Source organism: Bradyrhizobium sp. MI1.10 (genome assembly GCF_055811035.1).
In genome coordinates this window covers 271,834-291,601 of the sequence record NZ_JBVVPN010000001.1, presented here as the reverse complement: position 1 = coordinate 291,601, position 19,768 = coordinate 271,834, and the positions used below count along the sequence as shown (strand labels likewise).

Annotated in this window: 17 protein-coding genes; 4 read left to right on the top strand and 13 right to left on the bottom strand. The window is 63.9% G+C overall.

The annotated features are described in order from the left end of the window. Nucleotides 1-101 precede the first annotated feature (101 nt). Nucleotides 102-593, bottom strand: coding sequence for an iron response transcriptional regulator IrrA (gene irrA / locus AC0L3K_RS01275; RefSeq protein WP_007598357.1), 492 nt, complete (start codon nt 591-593; stop codon nt 102-104). A gap of 354 nt (nt 594-947) precedes the next feature. On the opposite strand from irrA, the gene fabA reads away from it, so the two are divergent. The 3 genes from fabA to fabI all read left to right on the top strand — a co-directional run bounded on the left by fabA (nt 948) and on the right by fabI (nt 3,689). After that, a complete protein-coding gene (gene fabA / locus AC0L3K_RS01270) occupies nt 948-1,469 on the top strand; it encodes a bifunctional 3-hydroxydecanoyl-ACP dehydratase/trans-2-decenoyl-ACP isomerase (RefSeq protein ID WP_007598355.1) in 522 nt (173 codons plus the stop codon). A gap of 39 nt (nt 1,470-1,508) precedes the next feature. Continuing rightward, nucleotides 1,509-2,732: a beta-ketoacyl-ACP synthase I gene (gene fabB, locus AC0L3K_RS01265; protein ID WP_007598354.1), complete on the top strand. Its 1,224-nt coding sequence runs from the start codon at nt 1,509-1,511 to the stop codon at nt 2,730-2,732. A 156-nt stretch (nt 2,733-2,888) separates the two neighbouring features. Next, complete coding sequence (gene fabI / locus AC0L3K_RS01260) at nt 2,889-3,689, top strand: enoyl-ACP reductase FabI (RefSeq protein WP_007598353.1); 801 nt, start codon at nt 2,889-2,891, stop codon at nt 3,687-3,689. Here fabI and AC0L3K_RS01255 read toward each other — a convergent pair. The 4 genes from AC0L3K_RS01255 to AC0L3K_RS01240 all read right to left on the bottom strand — a co-directional run bounded on the left by AC0L3K_RS01255 (nt 3,686) and on the right by AC0L3K_RS01240 (nt 6,701). Beyond that, nucleotides 3,686-4,282, bottom strand: coding sequence for a glutathione S-transferase family protein (locus AC0L3K_RS01255; RefSeq protein WP_007598352.1), 597 nt, complete (start codon nt 4,280-4,282; stop codon nt 3,686-3,688). The two genes, fabI and AC0L3K_RS01255, sit on opposite strands and share 4 nt — an antisense overlap. A 101-nt stretch (nt 4,283-4,383) precedes the next feature. Continuing rightward, on the bottom strand, nt 4,384-5,211 hold the full coding sequence (locus AC0L3K_RS01250) for a hypothetical protein (RefSeq protein WP_354127080.1): 828 nt from the start codon (nt 5,209-5,211) through the stop codon (nt 4,384-4,386). 91 nt (nt 5,212-5,302) lie between these two features. After that, complete coding sequence (locus AC0L3K_RS01245) at nt 5,303-5,767, bottom strand: GNAT family N-acetyltransferase (protein WP_007598350.1); 465 nt, start codon at nt 5,765-5,767, stop codon at nt 5,303-5,305. A gap of 7 nt (nt 5,768-5,774) precedes the next feature. Next, entirely contained in the window at nt 5,775-6,701 is a 927-nt protein-coding gene (locus AC0L3K_RS01240; protein WP_027514694.1) for a hydrogen peroxide-inducible genes activator, read from the bottom strand. A 114-nt stretch (nt 6,702-6,815) separates the two neighbouring features. Here AC0L3K_RS01240 and katG point away from each other — a divergent pair, with 114 nt between their 5' ends. Further along, entirely contained in the window at nt 6,816-8,984 is a 2,169-nt protein-coding gene (katG, locus tag AC0L3K_RS01235) for a catalase/peroxidase HPI (protein WP_354200273.1), read from the top strand. 193 nt (nt 8,985-9,177) lie between these two features. On the opposite strand, the gene pnp is transcribed toward katG, so the two are convergent. The 8 genes from pnp to rimP all read right to left on the bottom strand — a co-directional run bounded on the left by pnp (nt 9,178) and on the right by rimP (nt 19,558). After that, complete coding sequence (pnp, locus tag AC0L3K_RS01230; RefSeq protein WP_007598347.1) at nt 9,178-11,331, bottom strand: polyribonucleotide nucleotidyltransferase; 2,154 nt, start codon at nt 11,329-11,331, stop codon at nt 9,178-9,180. Nucleotides 11,332-11,707: 376 nt separating this feature from the next. Then, nucleotides 11,708-11,977 carry a 30S ribosomal protein S15 gene (rpsO, locus tag AC0L3K_RS01225; protein WP_007598346.1) on the bottom strand — a complete coding sequence of 90 codons (270 nt, stop codon included), beginning with the start codon at nt 11,975-11,977 and terminating at the stop codon, nt 11,708-11,710. 3 nt (nt 11,978-11,980) lie between these two features. Then, nucleotides 11,981-13,099, bottom strand: coding sequence for a tRNA pseudouridine(55) synthase TruB (gene truB / locus AC0L3K_RS01220; RefSeq protein WP_473365402.1), 1,119 nt, complete (start codon nt 13,097-13,099; stop codon nt 11,981-11,983). After that, nucleotides 13,096-13,527, bottom strand: coding sequence for a 30S ribosome-binding factor RbfA (gene rbfA / locus AC0L3K_RS01215; RefSeq protein ID WP_007598344.1), 432 nt, complete (start codon nt 13,525-13,527; stop codon nt 13,096-13,098). The genes truB and rbfA overlap by 4 nt, the downstream gene beginning before the upstream one ends. A 156-nt stretch (nt 13,528-13,683) precedes the next feature. Further along, a complete protein-coding gene (gene infB, locus AC0L3K_RS01210; protein WP_219678861.1) occupies nt 13,684-16,389 on the bottom strand; it encodes a translation initiation factor IF-2 in 2,706 nt (901 codons plus the stop codon). Between the two features lie 70 nt (nt 16,390-16,459). Beyond that, nucleotides 16,460-17,143 carry an RNA-binding protein gene (locus AC0L3K_RS01205; protein ID WP_473365401.1) on the bottom strand — a complete coding sequence of 228 codons (684 nt, stop codon included), beginning with the start codon at nt 17,141-17,143 and terminating at the stop codon, nt 16,460-16,462. A gap of 22 nt (nt 17,144-17,165) precedes the next feature. Beyond that, complete coding sequence (gene nusA, locus AC0L3K_RS01200; RefSeq protein WP_007598336.1) at nt 17,166-18,776, bottom strand: transcription termination factor NusA; 1,611 nt, start codon at nt 18,774-18,776, stop codon at nt 17,166-17,168. Nucleotides 18,777-18,778: 2 nt separating this feature from the next. After that, entirely contained in the window at nt 18,779-19,558 is a 780-nt protein-coding gene (gene rimP / locus AC0L3K_RS01195) for a ribosome maturation factor RimP (RefSeq protein ID WP_473365435.1), read from the bottom strand. Nucleotides 19,559-19,768: the final 210 nt, after the last annotated feature.

Here is a 19,768-nt window from a genome sequence, read left to right as displayed (position 1 = left end):
ATTCCGGGCTCGGTGCTGCGTACCGCCCCGGAATGACGGCGTAAAACAATATGGCCGGGAAATCCCGGCCATGAAAATCAAATCAGTGATGTAAGACGATCTCAGCGCTTCTTGCGCAGCCGTACGACCATGTCGATGCGGGCGATCTCGTAACCCGCGGGCACCTCCGGCATCTTGGACAGCGCCAGATGCGGATCCTCGATGTCGACCAGCTCGTGGCTGTTCTCGAGATAATAGTGATGGTGGGTCGTGACGTTGGTGTCGAAATAGGTCTTGGTGCCGTCAACGCTGACCTGACGCAGCAGACCGGCGTCGGTGAGCTGGTTCAGCGTGTTGTAGACGGTGGCCAGTGAGACCGGCACCTTGGCCAACGTCGCTTCCTCGTAAAGCATTTCAGCCGTGAGGTGTCGCGCACCCTTGCCGAACAGGAGCCAGCCGAGCGCCATACGCTGGCGCGTCGGGCGAAGCCCGGCGGATTGGAGCATTTCGTTGACGTCGTGCCACGGGCAACCGGTCAAAGCCGGCTGGCGGCCCGACATAAGAGCCGCCGCGTGAGCCTCGTCGTCGCGATGGGGCGCGTTATTTTCGTTCATTTCCAGCTTCGGGCACGCGTGAACACTGTGATCTCCAACATATATGGAGAGATAGATGCAGATGCAAGTTTCTCGCAACTAGAGTGGTTCTAATTAGCAGGGGAACCGGGCCGGCGGCCCGTCATTTTACCTTCATGAGAGCGCTTTGCTACCCGAAATGGCCTGTGTTAGAGAGCCCGCGGTTCCGCTTAACCGATTTTGGCGCGACCCGGCATTGAAGGCCGTTCGCTATCCATCCGGGGTCCTTCGTTATTCTCGTCTGACAATGGCAACAGATGTTGCTTTTCGAACAGGATGGGGCCCATTTTCGCCGGAAACGCCGCTCAGTCGGGGTTAGAACACAAAGGCTTCCGCATGCTGAACAGGCGCAACGGTTACGAATATGAAGATCTGCTGGCATGTGCCCGCGGCGAGATGTTCGGCCCTGGCAATGCGCAATTGCCGCTGCCGCCGATGCTCATGTTCGACCGCATTTCGGACATCAGCGAGACCGGCGGCGAATTCGGCAAGGGGGTAGTGCGTGCCGAACTCGACGTGAAGCCCGACCTCTGGTTCTTCGGCTGCCACTTCAAGAACGATCCGGTGATGCCCGGCTGCCTCGGCCTCGATGCGCTGTGGCAAATGGTCGGCTTTTATCTGGGCTGGAGCGGCGGTGAAGGTCGCGGTCGCGCGCTTGGCCTGAACGAGCTGAAGTTCAGCGGCCAGGTGCTGCCGGAGGCCCGCAAGGTTGTGTACAACATCGATATCAAGCGCGTGATGCGTTCAAAGCTGGTGCTCGGTATCGCCGACGGATGGCTTTCGGTCGATGACCAGATTATCTATCGCGCGAAGGATTTGAAGGTCGGCCTGTTCAAGCAGGGCACGAGCCTGGGCTGAGCGCATCACCACGAAGATAACGATTGAGGCGAGGCTGTCATGAGGCGGGTTGTGGTCACCGGGATGGGCATTGTCTCTTCCATCGGAAACAACACCCAGGAAGTGCTTGCGAGCCTTCACGAGGCGAAGTCGGGCATTTCGCGGGCTGAGAAATATGCCGAGCTCGGCTTCCGTTCGCAGGTGCAGGGTGCGCCGACGCTCGATCCCTCGACGGTGGTCGACCGCCGCGCCATGCGTTTCCTCGGTCAGGGCGCGGCGTGGAATCACGTCGCGATGGAACAGGCGATCCAGGATTCCGGTCTTTCGCCTGACGAAATTTCCAATATTCGCACCGGCATCATCATGGGATCCGGCGGTCCGTCCGCGCGCACCATCGTCGAGGCCGCCGACATCACCCGCACCAAGGGACCGAAGCGCGTCGGGCCGTTTGCAGTGCCGAAGGCGATGTCCTCCACGGCCTCCGCGACGCTTGCAACCTGGTTCAAGATCAAGGGCGTGAACTATTCGATCTCGTCGGCCTGCGCGACGTCGAACCATTGCGTCGGCAACGCCTATGAGACGATCCAGATCGGCAAGCAGGACGTCATCTTCGCTGGCGGCTGCGAGGAGCTGGACTGGTCGCTGTCGGTGCTGTTCGACGCCATGGGCGCGATGTCCTCGAAGTACAACGACACGCCCTCCACGGCCTCGCGTCCCTACGACGTCAACCGCGACGGCTTCGTGATTGCTGGCGGCGCCGGCGTGCTGGTGCTGGAAGAGCTCGAGCATGCCAAGGCGCGCGGCGCGCGCATTTACGGCGAGATCGTCGGCTACGGCGCGACGTCCGACGGCTACGACATGGTCGCACCATCAGGCGAGGGTGCCGAGCGCTGCATGCGCATGGCGATGTCGACCGTGAAGACCAAGGTCGACTACATCAATCCGCACGCGACATCGACGCCGGCCGGCGATCCGCCGGAGATCGACGCGCTCCGCAGGGTGTTCGGAAGCGGCGAGAAGTGCCCGCCGATCTCGGCGACCAAGGCGCTGACGGGCCACTCCCTGGGCGCAACCGGCGTGCAGGAAGCGATCTATTCGCTGCTGATGATGAACAATGGTTTCATCTGCGAGAGCGCCCACATCCAGGAGCTCGACCCCGTGTTCGCCGACATGCCGATCGTGCGCAAGCGCATCGACAACGTCAAGATCGGCACCGTGCTGTCGAACTCCTTCGGCTTCGGCGGCACCAACGCCACGCTGGTGTTCAGCCGGCTTGATGCGTGAGGTCCTTGCGGACGCGCTGGTAATTTTCTCGTCATGGCCGGGCTTGTCCCGGCCATCCACGTCTTTGCTCACGTCTTGGCCTCCGGCTTCGAAGGGCGTGGATGCCCGGGACAAGCCCGGGCATGACGAAAGCGGAAAGTGAAAGGTGACCGTGAAATGGAAGGTTTGATGAAAGGCAAGCGCGGTCTGATCATGGGCATCGCCAATGATCATTCGATCGCCTGGGGCATGGCGAAGACGCTGCATGCCCATGGCGCCGAGCTTGCCTTCACCTTCCAGGGCGAGGCCTTGGGCAAGCGCGTCAAGCCGTTGGCGGAGCAGCTTGGCGTCGACATGGTGCTGCCCTGCGACGTCGAGGACATCGCCAGCGTCGATGCCACCTTCGATGTGCTCCGCGAAAAATGGGGCAAGCTCGACTTCGTCATCCACGCGATCGGCTTCGCCGACAAGAACGAGCTCAAGGGCCGCTACGCCGACACCAGCCGCGAGAATTTTTCGCGCACCATGGTGATCTCCTGCTTCTCCTTCACGGAAGTGGCAAAACGCGCCGCCGAGCTGATGACGGAGGGCGGCAGCATGATCACGCTGACCTTCGGCGCTTCGGAACGCGCGATGCCGAACTACAACGTGATGGGCGTGGCCAAGGCGGCGCTGGAAGCCTCGGTGCGCTATCTCGCCTCCGACTTCGGACCGCGCGGCATCCGCGTCAACGCGATCTCCGCCGGCCCGATCCGCACGCTCGCCGGCTCCGGCATCGGCGAGGCGCGCGCGATGTTCGCCTTCATGCAAAAGCATTCCCCGCTCCGCCGCGGCGTCACGCTCGACGAGCTCGGCGGCTCGGCGCTGTATCTGTTGTCGGATCTCTCCGGCGGCGTGACCGGCGAGATCCACTATGTCGATAGCGGCTACAACATCGTCCTGATGCCGAGGCCGGATGATATGAAGACGCAGGACTAACCCGCCGCGATCTGCTCCGCGCGCTGGAACGCCGGCCGTGCCATGCAGCGGGTGAGATAGGCCTCGAAGGCCGGGCGCGACGGCACCATCTTGAACAGGCGCACCGCGAAGTTCAGGCCCGAGCCGATCGTGATGTCGGCGGCGGAAAATTCCTCCCCGAGGACCCACGGCCCCTTGGCAAGCGCGGCTTCCAGCACGTCGAAGACCTGCGTTGCGCTGCCCCAGGCCGCGGTCGATGTCGGGATCTCGATCTTCGTGAAGATCTGGATGATGGCGGGTTCGATGCAGCCCGGCGAGAAGAACAGCCATTGCAGGTAACGCGCACGGCGCGGGTCCGTCACGGCTGGGGCTAGCCTGGTCTCGGGATAGCGATCGGCAATGTAGGCGCAGATGGCGGCGGCTTCGCCAAGCGCGGCATCGCCGTCGGTCAGCGCCGGAACCTTGCCCATCGGATTGACCTTCAGGTAGTCCGGCGCCTTCTGTGCGCCGGTCGAGATGTCCGTCAGCACGCGCTCATACGGCAGGCCACTCTCTTCCATCAGCCAGAGCGTCGTGAATGAGCGCGAACGGGGCGACCAATAGAGCTTGATCATGGAAGCGGACCTTTCATCGGTGGCAGCCGAACAGCGCGCAATTTCATGGCGCGTCCGCAGCGAATCCGCAATGCACTACGCCAGGTATGGAATGCTCCGGCTCAATCTTCCTTGAGATAGCCGGGGAGTCCGCGGTCGAGCCTGTCTGCGACGAGTGTTCGTGTCCTCTCGCGCAGCGTCGCGTTGGCTGAAGCTGCCGCGGGCGGCTCGGGGAACAGCGAGTTGTCGAGCTTGGTGAGCGGGTCTTCGGTCAGCCGCAGACTTGCGGCGAAGTTCGCGCCGAAATTCACAAAGGGGCGCTTGATTTCCTCATAGCTTCTGCCGTCGATCAGGTTGATCGAGATGTTGGCGAACAAATGCGAATGCCGGATCAGATTTCCGAGCCCCTGATTGAATGTGCCGATGCCGTTTAACATCAGGCGGGTGCCCGGCAGTTCTCCCTTGTACGTGGTCGCAACCAGATAGCGAGCGCAGCTCCCGTTCGGAGTGATGCCGCGCACGATCGCTGGCAGGCGTTCGTTGGGATCGGGAATGAATCGCGATTTCGGATTGTAGAAGGGTTCGAAGGCCCCCTTGGGGTAGGCGATCCTGCGAACACCGGGATCGCCACCCGTTGCGGCTTTAACCCGCGCAAACACGAGATCGTCGAGACCCCAGTCGATGGGAATCTCGGTCTCCTCGCTCTCGAAAATGGTCAGCCCGAATTTCTGGACGGAATAGCGCTCGCCGATCACCGAGATCACGCCAAGCCGGCACGGGCCGCTCTCGACCGCGACCGGCTGCTTCGCCACCGGTTTGGCCTTCGGCGCGGCCTTCTTGGCAGCTGGTTTTGCCGGTGCGGGAGATGCGGTGGTTGCGGAAGGGGTTTGCGCTACTGCCGGAGCCAGAAAGGACAGCAGGACGAGCAATGAGGCAGCAGATCGAAACATGGATTCCAGGGGAGCAGCGGCAGGAGGACATCGGAGATGCCACACTAAGTTGGGATCGTGACAACCGCAAGCTGCATCAGAAGATCGTTGTCTATGCGGAGGGCCGCTGCCGCTTCCATCTATAATACTTCATCACAAACCCGTTCGAGGGCTCGATCTCTTGCTTCTCGAACACAAAGCCCTCGCGCTCGTACCAGCGCCAGGCTTTCTCGTTCTCGCGGACGCAGCGCAGATACATCTCGTCCGGCATTTGCGTACGCGTGAAGGCGAGCAATTGGCGGCCGAGCGATTGGCCCTGATAGGCGGGCGCGACGAACAGCATGTCGAGATAGAGTTTTGGCAAATGCAGCGCCAGCATTGCGGCGATCGTGCCGTCGTCGTCGGCGACGAACAGGCTCCAACCGTCCTCGATCTCGCGCCGGACGCGTGCACGCAGGTTTGCGAGCAGGAATTCACTCGTCTCGCCGAGCCCGGTCGAGACCCAGCTCTCCATCCAGACGCGGCCGATCTCGTCGTATTCGTCCGCGCGGGCCGGGCGGATGATGGGATGCGACATCGAGGGCTCAAATCGGCTTGCTGCGCACGGATGGGCGCGCGCGCACCTTGCCCGCCGACAGGCACACCACCTCGGAGATTTGCAGGAGTTGCCGCGCCAGCGGGCTGGTCTTGCGCCAGACCATGCCAATGGTGCGTGACGGCTGCGGGTCGCGGAAGCGCGCGAGCGAGACCGAAGCCGATCGCGTCTCCACCGACACGGCCATCTCTGGGATCAAGGTGACGCCGATGCCGGCGCTGACCATCTGGACCAGCGTCGACAGCGAATTGGCATCCAGCATCTCGCGCGGCGGCGCCGATTGCATGTTGCAGAATGACAGCGCCTGATCGCGGAAGCAGTGCCCCTCTTCGAGCAGCAGCAGCCGCATCTCGCGCATCATCTCCCGCGACGGTGCCGGCGTTCCCTCATCTGCGCTCGGCCGCACCAGCAGGAATTTTTCCTCGAACAGGGCGACCTCGGTGAGCGAGGGCTCGGACACCGGCAACGCAACGATGGCGGTATCGAGCCGGCCTTCCACCAGTTCCTGGATCAGCCGCGGCGTCATCGTCTCGCGCACGCGGATGTCGAGCTCCGGATGCATGCGCGTCAAATTCTTGGTGATCGTCGGCAGCAGATAGGGCGCGATCGTCGGAATCATGCCGATGCGCAGCCGTCCGGAGAACCGGTCCTGCGAGGCGCGGGCGAAATCGCCGAGTTCGTCGACCGAGCGCAAAATGTCGCGGACGCGCTGCGCGAGCTCCTCGCCAAATCGGGTCAGCGCCACCTGCCGAGCGCTGCGCTCCAGCAGCAGGCCGCCGAGCGCCTCCTCCAGCTCCTTGATCTGCATTGACAGGGCCGGCTGCGAGATCGAACAGGACTCAGCCGCGCGGCCGAAATGACTGTGACGCGCCAGGGCGTCGAAATACCGGAGCTGGCGCAGCGTGAGATTTAGCATCAGAAAATCTTATCGCTGCGATCATTAAAGTCAACTTCCCCTGATCGAACGTGAAGCCTAGAGTGCTTCTACCTGGTCAATGGCGCGAGTTCGACGCCACCAGAGGAGGTATTCATGGACGACACTTCAAAGTGCCCGTTTTCGGGTGGAAAACGTGTGCCGGCGAACCGCGATTGGTGGCCGACCCAGCTCAGCATCGAGATGCTGCACAAGAATTCGGCCAAGTCCGACCCGATGGACAAGGACTTCGACTACACCAAGGAATTCAAGTCGCTCGACCTGAACGCGGTCATCAAGGACCTGACCGCTCTGATGACCGAATCGCAGGAATGGTGGCCCGCTGACTTCGGTCACTACGGCGGCCTCATGATCCGCATGGCTTGGCACAGCGCGGGCACCTACCGCATCACCGACGGTCGCGGTGGCGCCGGCGCCGGACAGCAGCGTTTCGCGCCGCTCAACAGCTGGCCCGACAACGCCAATCTCGACAAGGCACGCCGTCTGCTCTGGCCGATCAAGCAGAAATACGGCCGCAAGATTTCCTGGGCCGATCTGATGGTGCTGGCCGGCAACGTCGCGCTGGAGTCGATGGGCTTCAAGACCTTCGGCTTCGCCGGTGGCCGCGCCGACGTGTGGGAGCCGGAAGAGCTCTATTGGGGTCCCGAAGGCACGTGGCTGGGCGATGAGCGCTACAGCGGCGAACGTCAGCTCGCCGAGCCGCTCGGCGCGGTGCAGATGGGCCTCATCTACGTCAATCCGGAAGGCCCGAACGGCAAGCCGGATCCGATCGCCGCGGCAAAGGACATCCGCGAGACGTTCGCCCGCATGGCGATGAACGACGAGGAAACCGTCGCGCTGATCGCCGGCGGCCACACCTTCGGCAAGACCCATGGTGCCGGCGATCCGTCGCTGGTCGGACCGGAGCCGGAAGCGGGCGCGCTCGAGGATCAGGGCCTCGGCTGGAAGAGCAAGCACGCTTCGGGCATTGGCGGCGATTCCATCACCAGCGGCCTCGAGGTGACCTGGACGACGACACCGACGAAGTGGAGCAACAACTTCTTCGAGAACCTGTTCAAGTACGAATGGGAGCTGACGAAGAGCCCGGGCGGTGCGCAGCAGTGGACGGCCAAGGGCGCCGAGGCGATCATTCCCGACGCCTTCGACAAGTCCAAGAAGCATCGGCCGACGATGCTGACGACCGATCTGTCGCTGCGTATGGATCCGGCCTATGAGAAGATCTCGCGCCGCTTCCTGGAGAATCCGGACCAGTTTGCGGACGCCTTTGCCCGCGCTTGGTTCAAGCTCACCCATCGCGACATGGGCCCGGTCCAACGCTATCTCGGCCCCTTGGTGCCGAAGGAAACGCTGATCTGGCAGGATCCGATCCCGGCCGTGAATCACGAGCTCGCCAGCGAGCAGGATATCGCCTCGCTGAAGACCAAGATCCTTGCCTCGGGTCTGTCGGTGTCGGAGCTGGTCTCGACCGCCTGGGCGTCGGCCTCGACGTTCCGCGGCTCGGACAAGCGCGGCGGCGCCAATGGCGCGCGCATCCGCCTCGCCCCGCAGAAGGATTGGGAAGTGAACGAGCCGGCTCAGCTCTCGAAGGTTCTGGGCAAGCTCGAAGCGATCCAGAAGGACTTCAACGCGTCATCCGGTGCGAAGAAGGTCTCGCTGGCGGACCTCATCGTGCTCGGCGGCACCGCCGCGGTCGAGAAGGCCGCCAAGGATGCCGGCGTCGACGTCAAGGTCGGCTTCACGCCGGGCCGCATGGATGCCTCGCAGGAGCAGACCGACGCCGCTTCGTTTGCTCCGCTGGAGCCGCGGGCCGATGGCTTCCGCAACTTCATCGGCAAGCGGCAGCAGTTCATGATGCCCGAGGAAGCTCTGGTCGATCGTGCGCAGCTGCTCCGGCTTACCGGTCCGGAGATGACGGTGCTCGTCGGCGGTCTGCGCGTACTCGGTGCCAATGCGAACGGTTCGAAGAACGGCGTCCTCACCTCGAAGGTGGGAACGCTGAGCAACGACTTCTTCGTCAACCTGCTCGACATGAGCACGCAGTGGACGCCGGCCGGCACCGACGGCACCTATGAGGCCCGCGACCGCAAGACCAACGCGGTCAAGTGGACCGGCACGCGCGTCGACCTGATCTTCGGCGCACACTCGCAGCTTCGCGCATACGCGGAGGTCTATGCCACGTCGGATTCCAAGGAGCAGTTCGTCAAGGACTTCGCCAAGGCCTGGACCAAGGTGATGAACCTCGACCGCTACGACATCGCGGCTTGAGGTGTTTGACCTCTCCCGCTTGCGGGTGAGGGCTCTCTCCTCATTGGGAGTCTCTCTGCGGAAGCAACCCTCTCCCCGACCCTCTCCCGCAAGCGGGAGAGGGAGCGCAGATCGGCCGGAGCGGGCACAAACGAACACAAACAAAAAGGGCGGCCGCGAGGCCGCCCTTCGTGTTTCTGGCAGGTAGCGAGATTTACTCGCCGGCTGCTTCGCGCGCGGGCTGCTGGCTCTCGCCCTTGCCCTCGAGGTCTTCGCCGGTCTCCTGGTCGACCACCTTCATCGACAGGCGGGTCTTGCCGCGGTCGTCGAAGCCGAGCAGCTTGACCTTGACCTTGTCGCCTTCCTTGACGACGTCGGAGGTCTTCTGCACGCGCGCCGAGGCGAGCTGGCTGATGTGGACGAGACCGTCCTTGGAACCGAAGAAGTTCACGAAAGCGCCGAACTCCATCACCTTGACGACGGTGCCGTCATAGATCTGGCCGACTTCCGGATCGGAGGCGATCGACTTGATCCACTTGATCGCGGCCTTCATGGCCTCGCCGTCGTTGGAGGCGACCTTCACGGTGCCGTCGTCCTCGATGTTGACCTTGGCGCCGGTCTTCTCGACGATCTCGCGGATCACCTTGCCACCGGTGCCGATCACTTCGCGGATCTTGTCGGTGGCGATCTTGAAGGTCTCGATGCGCGGCGCGTATTCGCCGAGCTCGGCACGGGCGTTGGTCAGCGCCTTCGACATCTCGCCGAGGATGTAGATACGCCCATCCTTGGCCTGGCCGAGCGCGACCTTCATGATCTCTTCGGTGATGCCCTCGATCTTGATGTCCATCTGGAGCGAGGTGATGCCCTGCTCGGTACCGGCGACCTTGAAGTCCATGTCGCCGAGATGGTCCTCGTCACCGAGGATGTCCGAGAGAACCGCGAAGCGCTTGTCTTCGAGGATCAGCCCCATCGCGATGCCCGCGGTCGGCCGCTTCAACGGCACGCCGGCGTCCATCAGCGCGAGCGAGGCGCCGCAGACCGAAGCCATCGACGAGGAGCCGTTGGATTCGGTGATCTCCGATACCACGCGCGTGGTGTAGGGGAATTCGTGGTGCGGCGGCAGCACCGGGTGGATCGCGCGCCACGCGAGCTTGCCGTGGCCGATCTCGCGGCGCTTGGTGCCGCCGAGGCGGCCGGTCTCACCGACCGAGTAGGGAGGGAAGTTGTAGTGCAGCAGGAACGTCTCTTTGTACGTTCCCGACAGCGCGTCGATGTACTGCTCGTCCTCGCCGGTGCCGAGCGTGGTCACGACCAGCGCCTGGGTCTCGCCGCGGGTGAACAGGGCCGAGCCGTGGGCGCGGGGCAGCACGCCGACTTCGGCGACGATGTTGCGCACGGTCTTGGAATCGCGGCCGTCGATGCGCTTGCCGGTGTCGAGGATGTTCCAGCGAACGATCTTGGCTTCGAGCTCCTTGAACACGCCGCCGATGCGCAGCTTGTCGTATTTCGGCTCCTGGCCTTCCGGGAAGTAGTGCGCGATCACCTTTTCCTTGACCTTGCCGACCGCGGCGTAGCGATCCTGCTTGACCGGAATGGCGTAGGCGGCGCGCAGTTCCTGCTCGACCATGCCGAGCATTTCCTTTTCGAGCGCCGAATTGTCGATCGTGGTGACCTCGCGCGGCTCCTTCGCGGCCTTTTCGGCGAGCTCGATGATCGCGTTGATCACCGGCTGGAAGTGGCGGTGACCGAACATCACGGCGCCGAGCATGATCTCTTCGTTCAGCTCCTTGGCTTCCGATTCGACCATCAGCACGGCGTCTGCGGTGCCGGCGACGACGAGGTCGAGCTGGGTGTCGACCATCTCGTCGAGCGTCGGGTTGAGGATGAACTCGTCATTGGCGAAGCCGACGCGCGCGGCGCCGATCGGGCCCTTGAAGGGAGCGCCCGACAGGGTCAGCGCAGCCGACGAGGCCACCAGCGCGACGATATCGGGATCGTTCTCCATGTCGTGCGAGAGCACGGTGACGATCACCTGGGTCTCGTTGCGCCAGCCGTCGACGAACAGCGGACGGATCGGGCGGTCGATCAGGCGGGAGACCAGCGTTTCCTTCTCGGTCGGACGACCTTCGCGCTTGAAATAGCCGCCGGGAATGCGGCCGGCTGCGTAGGTCTTCTCCTGGTAGTCGACGGTCAGCGGCAGGAAGTCGACGCCTTCGCGCGGTGACTTCGCGGCAACGACGGTGGCGAGCACCACGGTCTCGCCGTAGGTCGCGACGACGGCGCCGTCGGCCTGGCGGGCGATCTTGCCGGTTTCGAGCTTGAGAGGGCGTCCACCCCAGTCGATCTCGACTGAATGCTTATTGAACATAGAGGTCTTCTTTCATGGGTTCTCGAAAGAAGGACGGGTCGAAAAACAAAAACCATGCGCAAGATTGCGGGACGTTGATCGAAGCGGGCGATCAGCGTCCTGCGATCCTGCCATGGGTTTTGGATTTCGGATGGCGTCCATCCCTTCGGGTCATACGGGCGCCTTGCCCGTTGTGCCCAGCCGCCGGATTGCTGCTGGACTGTCAGTCGGCACGAACGCGAACACCGAAGCGCGGTGTTCGCCCATCATGCCCGGATGCTCGCCGTCAACGGCTCGCATCCGACGCGCACGCAGCCTCGACGAAAAACCTTTAAACAAACGCTTTCGTTCGAAATCACGCGCGAAAACGCGCGCCGGTTGGCGCGCGCAAGAACTCTTAACGACGAATGTTGTGCTTCTCGAGCAGCGCCTTGTAACGCGCCTCGTCCTTCTTCTTCACATAGTCGAGGAGCGAGCGGCGGGTCGAGACCAGCTTCAAGAGGCCGCGACGCGAATGGTTGTCCTTCACGTGGGTCTTGAAATGGTTGGTGAGGTTGGCGATGCGTTCCGACAGGATCGCGACCTGAACCTCTGGCGAGCCGGTATCGCCGGCCTTGTTGGCATTCGTCTTGATGACTTCCGCTTTGCGTTCTGCGGCAATCGACATCGGTCAATTTCTCTCGTTGCGATCGGCGCTGGCAGTCAGGCCGGTCAGGTTGAACACACGCTTGGGGATGATTTCGCCATTGCCGACTTCGGCAAGCGCGAGAAGCCGGCCTGCCACCGTGACATAGACTGTGCCGCTACAAGTGGGCGCATCCCGTCCGCGCAACAAAACGGCTTGGCCCCGATGGAGCCTTGCCGCATCAGCCCGAGTGAGGGCCAGTGCCGGGATGTCGTCCAGCGCGGTCTCAACGGGCATAAGCGCGTCGGCGAGGCTACCCTCGCCGGACGCGGCTCTATCGCACAAAGCCTCCAACTGATCCAGCGGAATCATGTCGTTCTCGCCAAATGGGCCGACCAGGGTCCGCCGCAGCGCGCAGATATGGCCGTAAGTGCCGAGAATCCGGCCCATATCGCGGGCCAGCGCGCGGACATAGGTGCCCTTGCCGCACTCGGCCTCGAACACGGCCCGGTCACTATCCGGTTGATCTACAAGGCTTAAACGGTGAATCTCGACGGGGCGGGGGGCCAGTTCCACGATCTCGCCGTCGCGGGCGAGGTCGTAGGCGCGCTCGCCCTGGACCTTGATCGCGGAATAGCGCGGCGGGATCTGCTGGATTACCCCGGTGAAACGGGGCAGCAGGGCCTCGATGGCCTCCCGGGTCGGGCGCTGGTCCGAGGTTGCGGTCGCCCGGCCCTCGATGTCGTCGGTGTCGCGCTCCTCGCCCCAGCACACCGTGAACCGGTAGCGCTTGCGGCCGTCCATGACGAAGGGGACGGTCTTGGTGGCCTCACCGAGCGCGATCGGCAGGCCGCCGGAGGCGAGCGGATCGAGCGTGCCGGCATGGCCGGCGCGCTTGGCGTTGAACAGGCGCTTGAGCACGGCAACAGCCTGCGTCGAGGTCATGCCGATCGGCTTGTCGAGCACGACCCAGCCATGGACGTCGCGGCGATCGCGGCGCGGCTGGTTGCCCTTCTGCTTGTTGGCGCGCGGATCGTTGTTGACGCGGCGCGGCTCCTGGTGCGGCTGAGAATTGCCGCTCACATCCGCAAAATTATTTTTCTGCACGTCGAGCTGATCGGCCTCTTCGCCGCCGATCGTGCCGTGAGCCGGGTCCATCGTCATCGTTCTTCTTCCCGATCCGTATCCGGATCCTGTTCCAGGTCCTTCTGCACCGCGGGTGTTCGCAAAAGCTTCTCGATCCGTTCCGCTTCGTCGAATCGTTCGTCGACGCGGAAGCGAAGGTCAGGTGCAAATTTCAGGTTAACGCGCCGCGCGACCTCGCCGCGCAGGAATTTCTTGTTGCGCTCGAGCGCAGCGAGGACGACCTCGGTGTCGCGGCCACCGAGCGGCATCACGTAGACTGTCGCGAGCTTCAGGTCGGGCGACATCCGCACCTCCGGCACGGTGATGATGTGGCCTTCGAGGTCAGCATCATGCACGCTGCCTTGCGCCAGAATCTCGGCTATCGCATGGCGAACCTGCTCGCCGACCCGCAACTGACGTTGCGAGCCGCCGGACGCGGAACTCTTTTTCTGATGATGGCGGGGCATGGTCTGAAAATCACCTCGTCATGCCCGCTTTTGGGACACGGGCATTGTCATTTGTCTTGCTGAAACGAAGAGGGGTGGATGGCCGGAAAAAATCCGGCCATCGCACTCCCGCAATTCAGTTCAAAAAAGATCCAGGCGCTTCGGTAAGATTTGGACTTACAGGGAGCGCTGGATCGTCTCCACGCGGTAACACTCGATGACGTCACCGGCGCGCATGTCGTGATAGTTCTCGAAGGCCATGCCGCATTCCTGGCCGGACTGGACTTCCTTCACTTCGTCCTTGAAGCGCTTCAGCGTCGACAGCTTGCCTTCGTGCACGACGACGTTGTCGCGGATCAGACGCACATTGGCGCCACGTTCCACGGTGCCGTCGGTGACGCGGCAGCCAGCGACCTTGCCGACCTTGGAGATGTTGAAGATCTCCAGGATCGCGGCATTGCCGAGCATGGTTTCCCGCAGGGTCGGCGCGAGCAGGCCGCTCATGGCCTTCTTCACGTCGTCCACGAGGTCGTAGATGATGTTGTAGTAGCGGATCTCGATGCCGTTGCGCTTGGCGGCCGCAGCGGCCTCCTTGTTCGCACGAACCGAGAAGCCGATGATCGCGGCGTTGAAGCCTTCCGCGAGCGTCACGTCCGATTCCGAGATGCCGCCGACACCGGCATGCAGGATACGCGCGGCGACTTCGTCGGTGCCGAGCTTCTCCAGCGAGCCGAGGATCGCTTCCAGCGAGCCCTGCACGTCGGCCTTGATGATCAGCGGGAATTCCTTGCGGCCCGCCGTCTTCAGCTGCGACATCATCTGCTCGAGCGAGCCGCGCATGCCGGAGATCGAGGCAGCCGCGTTCTCGCGCTTCTGGTGCGCGCGGTAGCTGGTGACCTGGCGGGCGCGGGCTTCGTTCTCGACCACGGCGAGACGATCGCCGGCTTCCGGCGGACCGTTGAAGCCGAGCACCTCGACCGGCACTGACGGACCTGCCTCCTGCACCGTCTCGCCCTGATCCGAGATCAGCGCGCGGACGCGGCCCATTTCAGCGCCGGCGACGATGATGTCACCGACACGGAGCGTGCCGCGCTGGACCAGAACGGTCGCGACCGGACCGCGGCCACGATCGAGCTTGGCTTCGATCACGGTGCCTTCGGCCGGGCGATCCGAATTGGTCTTGAGGTCGAGGATGTCGGCCTGGAGCGCGATCATCTCGAGCAGCTTGTCGAGATTGGTCTTGTTCTTCGCCGACACTTCGACGTCGACGACTTCGCCGCCGAAGGATTCCACCTGCACCTCGTGCTGGAGCAGCTCGGTGCGCACGCGCTCGGGCTTGGCGTCGGGCTTGTCGATCTTGTTGATCGCAACAATGATCGGCACCCGCGCCGCCTTGGCGTGGTTGATGGCTTCGATCGTCTGCGGCATCACGCCGTCGTCGGCCGCAACCACCAGCACGACAATGTCGGTGACCTTGGCGCCGCGGGCGCGCATCGCGGTGAACGCGGCGTGGCCGGGCGTGTCGATGAAGGTGATCTTCTTGCCGCTTTCGGGCGACAGCACCTGATAGGCGCCGATATGCTGGGTGATGCCGCCGGCTTCGCCGGAGACGACATTGGCATGACGGAGCGCGTCGAGCAGCGAGGTCTTGCCGTGGTCGACGTGACCCATCACGGTCACCACCGGCGAGCGCGGCTCGGTGTCGGTGGAATCGTCGATGGCGTCGAACAGGCCTTCTTCAACGTCGGACGCGGCAACGCGCTTGACGGTGTGACCAAGCTCCTCGGCGATCAGTTGCGCAGTGTCGGCATCGATCACGTCGGTGATCTTGTGGATCGCGCCCTGCTTCATCAGCATGCGGATGATTTCCACCGCGCGCTCCGACATGCGGTTGGCGAGCTCCTGGATGGTGATCGCTTCCGGAATGACCACCTCGCGGATGAGCTTTTCCTTCGGCTCGTTCGCGGCATGGCCCTTCAGGCGCTGGGTGCGGCGGCGGAACGAGGCGATCGAGCGCTCGCGGACGTCGTCGGCATTGAAGGCGGTGACGACCGTCAGGCGGCCGCGCTCCTTCTGCGGGCCGGGCTTGTGGGTGGGCTTGGGAGCGACCACAGGCCGCGCAGCGCCGCCGGGGCCGCGACGGATCTGGCGCGGACCTTCGTCCTCGTCCGGTCCGGCTGCGACAGCGGGGGCGCGGCCCACCGGGCCTCCCGGCCGCTGTGTGGTCGTTCCGGGCCGCGCGGTCGTTGTTCCCGGGCGTGCCGTGGTGGTTGTGCCGGGTCGCGCCATCGGCGCGCCGGGGCGCGCTGCAGGAGCGGCCGAGGTCGCCGTTGCAGGGCGGGCCGCAGATTGCGGTTGCTCGCCTTCGCCAAAACGCTTCTTGGCCTCGGTTTCGGCCTTCCGCTTGGCTTCCTCTTCGTGGCGGTGACGCTCCTCCTCGGCCTTGCGACGGGCCTCGGCGGCCTCGCGATCGGCACGCTCGGCGCTTTCGCGGACCGCGCGGCGCTGGGCCTCTTCCTCGGCATGGCGGCGCTCTTCGACTTCGCGCACCTTGGCATCGGCCAGCGCGCTGGCGCGGGCGGAACGTTCGTCCTCGGTCAGCGTACGCAGCACCACACCGGAGCCGGCGTTGCGCGGCGGCGCGGGGCGGGCCGGAGCAGGCTTGGGCGCGGCGGCGGCCGGCGCGGGCTTCGCCACCTCGGCCACCTGCGGCTCGGGGCTGCCGTCGACACGGCGCTTGCCACGCTTCTCGACCACGACCTGCTTGCTACGGCCATGACTGAAGCTCTGGCGCACGGTGCCCGTTTCGACGCGCGGCTTGAGCGATAGCGTCTTGCTCGGAACGCTCAGCTTCTTGTCGCCAGGGGTCTTGGTATCAACCATTAAGCAGTCCTAATCCTGATCTTGTTGTCTTGTGCGTTGCCGCACCGTGCTATCGGGTGGTCGTTGTCTCTCAGAAATCCTGGCCGGGCTTTTCGGCAGTCCTGTCAGCGTCCGCCATCCGGTATCGGACCAGCATCTGGCTACGTGACAGGAATGACTTGCTCGCCGGGCCCGCGAGCAGGGCAGCATGTATCACATTTGACCGGGTAAGTGCCAAATCCAATTCTGTCGATTTTAGTGCGGTGACGACCGGAATCGGCGGCTTGGCGCCGCGATTTCCCTCATTTTGACGCGCCAGCATGTCCAATTTGCGGATTCCGTCCGCGGCCCCGTCGCTGGCATGGATCAGGACCTCGACCGTACCTTCCCGAAGCGCGCTTTCGACCTTGCCGAAACCGGCGACGATCTGGCGCGCTTTGGCCGCAATCCCAAGGGCTTCGACCACGCTCCGGACCAGGAGCGCCTCGAGGTCGGCGGGAAGCGTCTGAGGGATGCGCAGCTCGCGCTTGAAGGCTTTGGTAAAATGGTGACGCCGAACGGCTTCCGCAACCACCTCGCGCGAGGCGGTGACCCACATGCCGCGTCCGGGCAGCTTGCGCTTGAGATCGGGAACTATGTGCCCTTGGGGCGAGACGACGAAGCGGATCAGCTCGTTGATCGGCCGGACCTCGCGGCTGACCGCACACATCCGCATGGTCGCGGACCTTTCGGTCCGCGGTCCATGGTCGAGTTCGGGGTCAGTATCGGCGAGCATCCGGGTGACATCCTCCTTCGCCCTAAGCCGGCTGATCTTCGGTCGCCTCGGCCTCTTCAGCGGGCTTGGCGAGATCGGCCTCGGTAATCCAGCCGGCCTTGACGCGGGCCTGCATGATCATCGCTTCAGCATCGTCACGCGAGATATCGAGGCCATCGAGCGCACCCGGATATTTGGTCTGTTCGCCGCCTTCCTTGCGCTCGGTCCAGCCGACCAGATCGTCCGTGGCGCAGCCGGCGAGATCGTCGACCGTCTTGATGTCGTTCTCGCCGAACTTCACCAGCATCTTCGAGGTGACGCCGGGCACGTCCTTGACGGCGTCCTCGACCCCGAGCTCCTTGCGCCTGGCCTCGAGCTCGGCTTCCAGCTGTTCGAGATATTCACGGGCGCGGTTCTGGAGCTCCTGCGCGGTCTCCTCGTCGAAACCTTCGATGCCGGCGAGTTCCTTGACGTCCACCATCGCGAGTTCCTCGACCGAGGTGAAGCCTTCCGACGCCAGCAATTGGCCGACCACTTCGTCGACATTGAGAGATTCCATGAAGACGCGGGTGGAGTTCTCGAAATCGGCCTGGCGGCGCTCCGATTCCTCCTGCTCGGTCAGGATGTCGATGTCCCAGCCGGTGAGCTGCGAGGCCAGTCGCACATTCTGGCCGCGGCGGCCGATCGCCAGCGAGAGCTGGTTGTTGGTGTCGGGCACGACGACCTCGATGCGCTCGCGGTCTTCGTCGATGACGACCTTGGAGACTTCGGCCGGCGCCAGCGCGTTGACCACGAAGGTCGCGATGTCGGGCGACCAGGGGATGATGTCGATCTTCTCGCCCTGCAATTCGTTCACCACCGCCTGCACGCGCGAACCGCGCATACCGACGCAGGCGCCGACCGGATCGACCGAGGAATCACGGGAAATCACGCCGATTTTCGCGCGCGAGCCTGGATCGCGGGCAACCGCCTTGATCTCGACGATGCCGTCATAGATCTCGGGCACTTCCTGCGCGAACAGTTTTGCCATGAACTGCGGATGGGTGCGGGAGAGGAAGATCTGCGGGCCGCGGGTCTCGCGGCGGACGTCGAAGATGTAGGCGCGGACGCGGTCGCCGTTGCGGAACACTTCGCGCGGTAGCATCTCGTCGCGGCGGATGATGGCCTCGCCGCGGCCGAGATCGACGATGACGCTGCCATATTCGACGCGCTTGACGACGCCGTTGACGATGTCGCCGATGCGGTCCTTGAATTCCATATATTGCCGGTCGCGCTCGGCTTCGCGCACCTTTTGCACGATCACCTGCTTGGCCGACTGCGCGGCGATACGGCCATATTCCAGCGGAGGCAGGGTGTCGGCGATGGTGTCGCCGACCTGGGCACCGGGATTGGCGCGCTGCGCATCCACCAGCGAGATTTGGTTGGAATGGTTTTCGACCGTCTCGACCACCAGCATGTGGCGCGACAGCCGAAGCTCGCCCTTCTTCGGGTCGATCTCGGCGTGAACGTCGGTCTCGCTGCCGTAACGGGCCCGCGCCGCCTTGGCGATGGCATCCTCCATCGCCGCGATGACGATGCCGCGGTCGATCGATTTCTCGCGCGCAACGGCGTCGGCGATCTGAAGCAATTCAAGTCGATTGGCGCTGACTGCCATGGCTAGTCTCCTTCGTCAGGATCGATCTCGCCCCGCCGCGCGCGTTCGGCGGCCAGGCGATGTTTCTTGGTATTGGTCGGAGCCGGCTTTTTCGTCGCGGCCGGCGCCGGCTTCTTGGTCGGTTTGGTGTTCTTGGTCGTTTTTTCGCTGATGCTGGCGTGCGGCGCCGCCGGCGGCTCGAGGCCGAGATTGCGGCGCATCTCGCGTGCCTGGGCCTTGCCGCGGCGCATGGATTCAGCGATCAGCTCGTCGGTCAGCACCAGCCGCGCCTCTGCAATGTCCTCCATCGTCAGGAGAACCTCGGCAGCCTCGCCCGCCTTGACGTCGTCGCGATGCAGATGCACGCGGTCGCCTTCGACGGGGCCGATCGTGCCGCGGAACCGCTTTCGGCCCTCATGGGCGACCGCCATCTCGACCTTCACCAGATGGCCGACATAACGCTCGAAATCGGAGCGGCGCACCAGCGGGCGGTCGATCCCCGGTGAGGAGATTTCCAGCCGATAGGCGCGATCGACAGGATCGGCGACGTCGAGCACGGGCGACAGCGCCCGCGAGATCGCCTCGCAATCCTCGATCTGCATGGAACCGTCCGGCCGCTCGGCCATAACCTGCACCGTGCAGCCGGATTCCCCGGAAATACGGATCCGCACCAGGCGGTAGCCCATGCCTTCGAGCACCGGTCCGGCGACCGCGGACACCCGTGCCGCCACGCCCGGCTCGACTACGAGCCTCGGCTCGGCCAGCAATTCGGCATCCGTGGAACCAGGGTTCGGTTCGGTCATGTCAGAGGTCAAGGCGCTCGATATGGTTAAGGCTTGGTTTAAGATCTCAAAGCTCGCTTCGGAACTCTCCCGACAGATCGCCGGGCCGCACATCTTCCACCAAGCCGCGTTCAGGTAATAAAAAAGAGCGGGTCCTTTCGGGCCCACTCTCACTACGCGGATCGTATGAGAAGATGAATTGGCGCTGATATAGCCCTTTCCGTCTTCCCG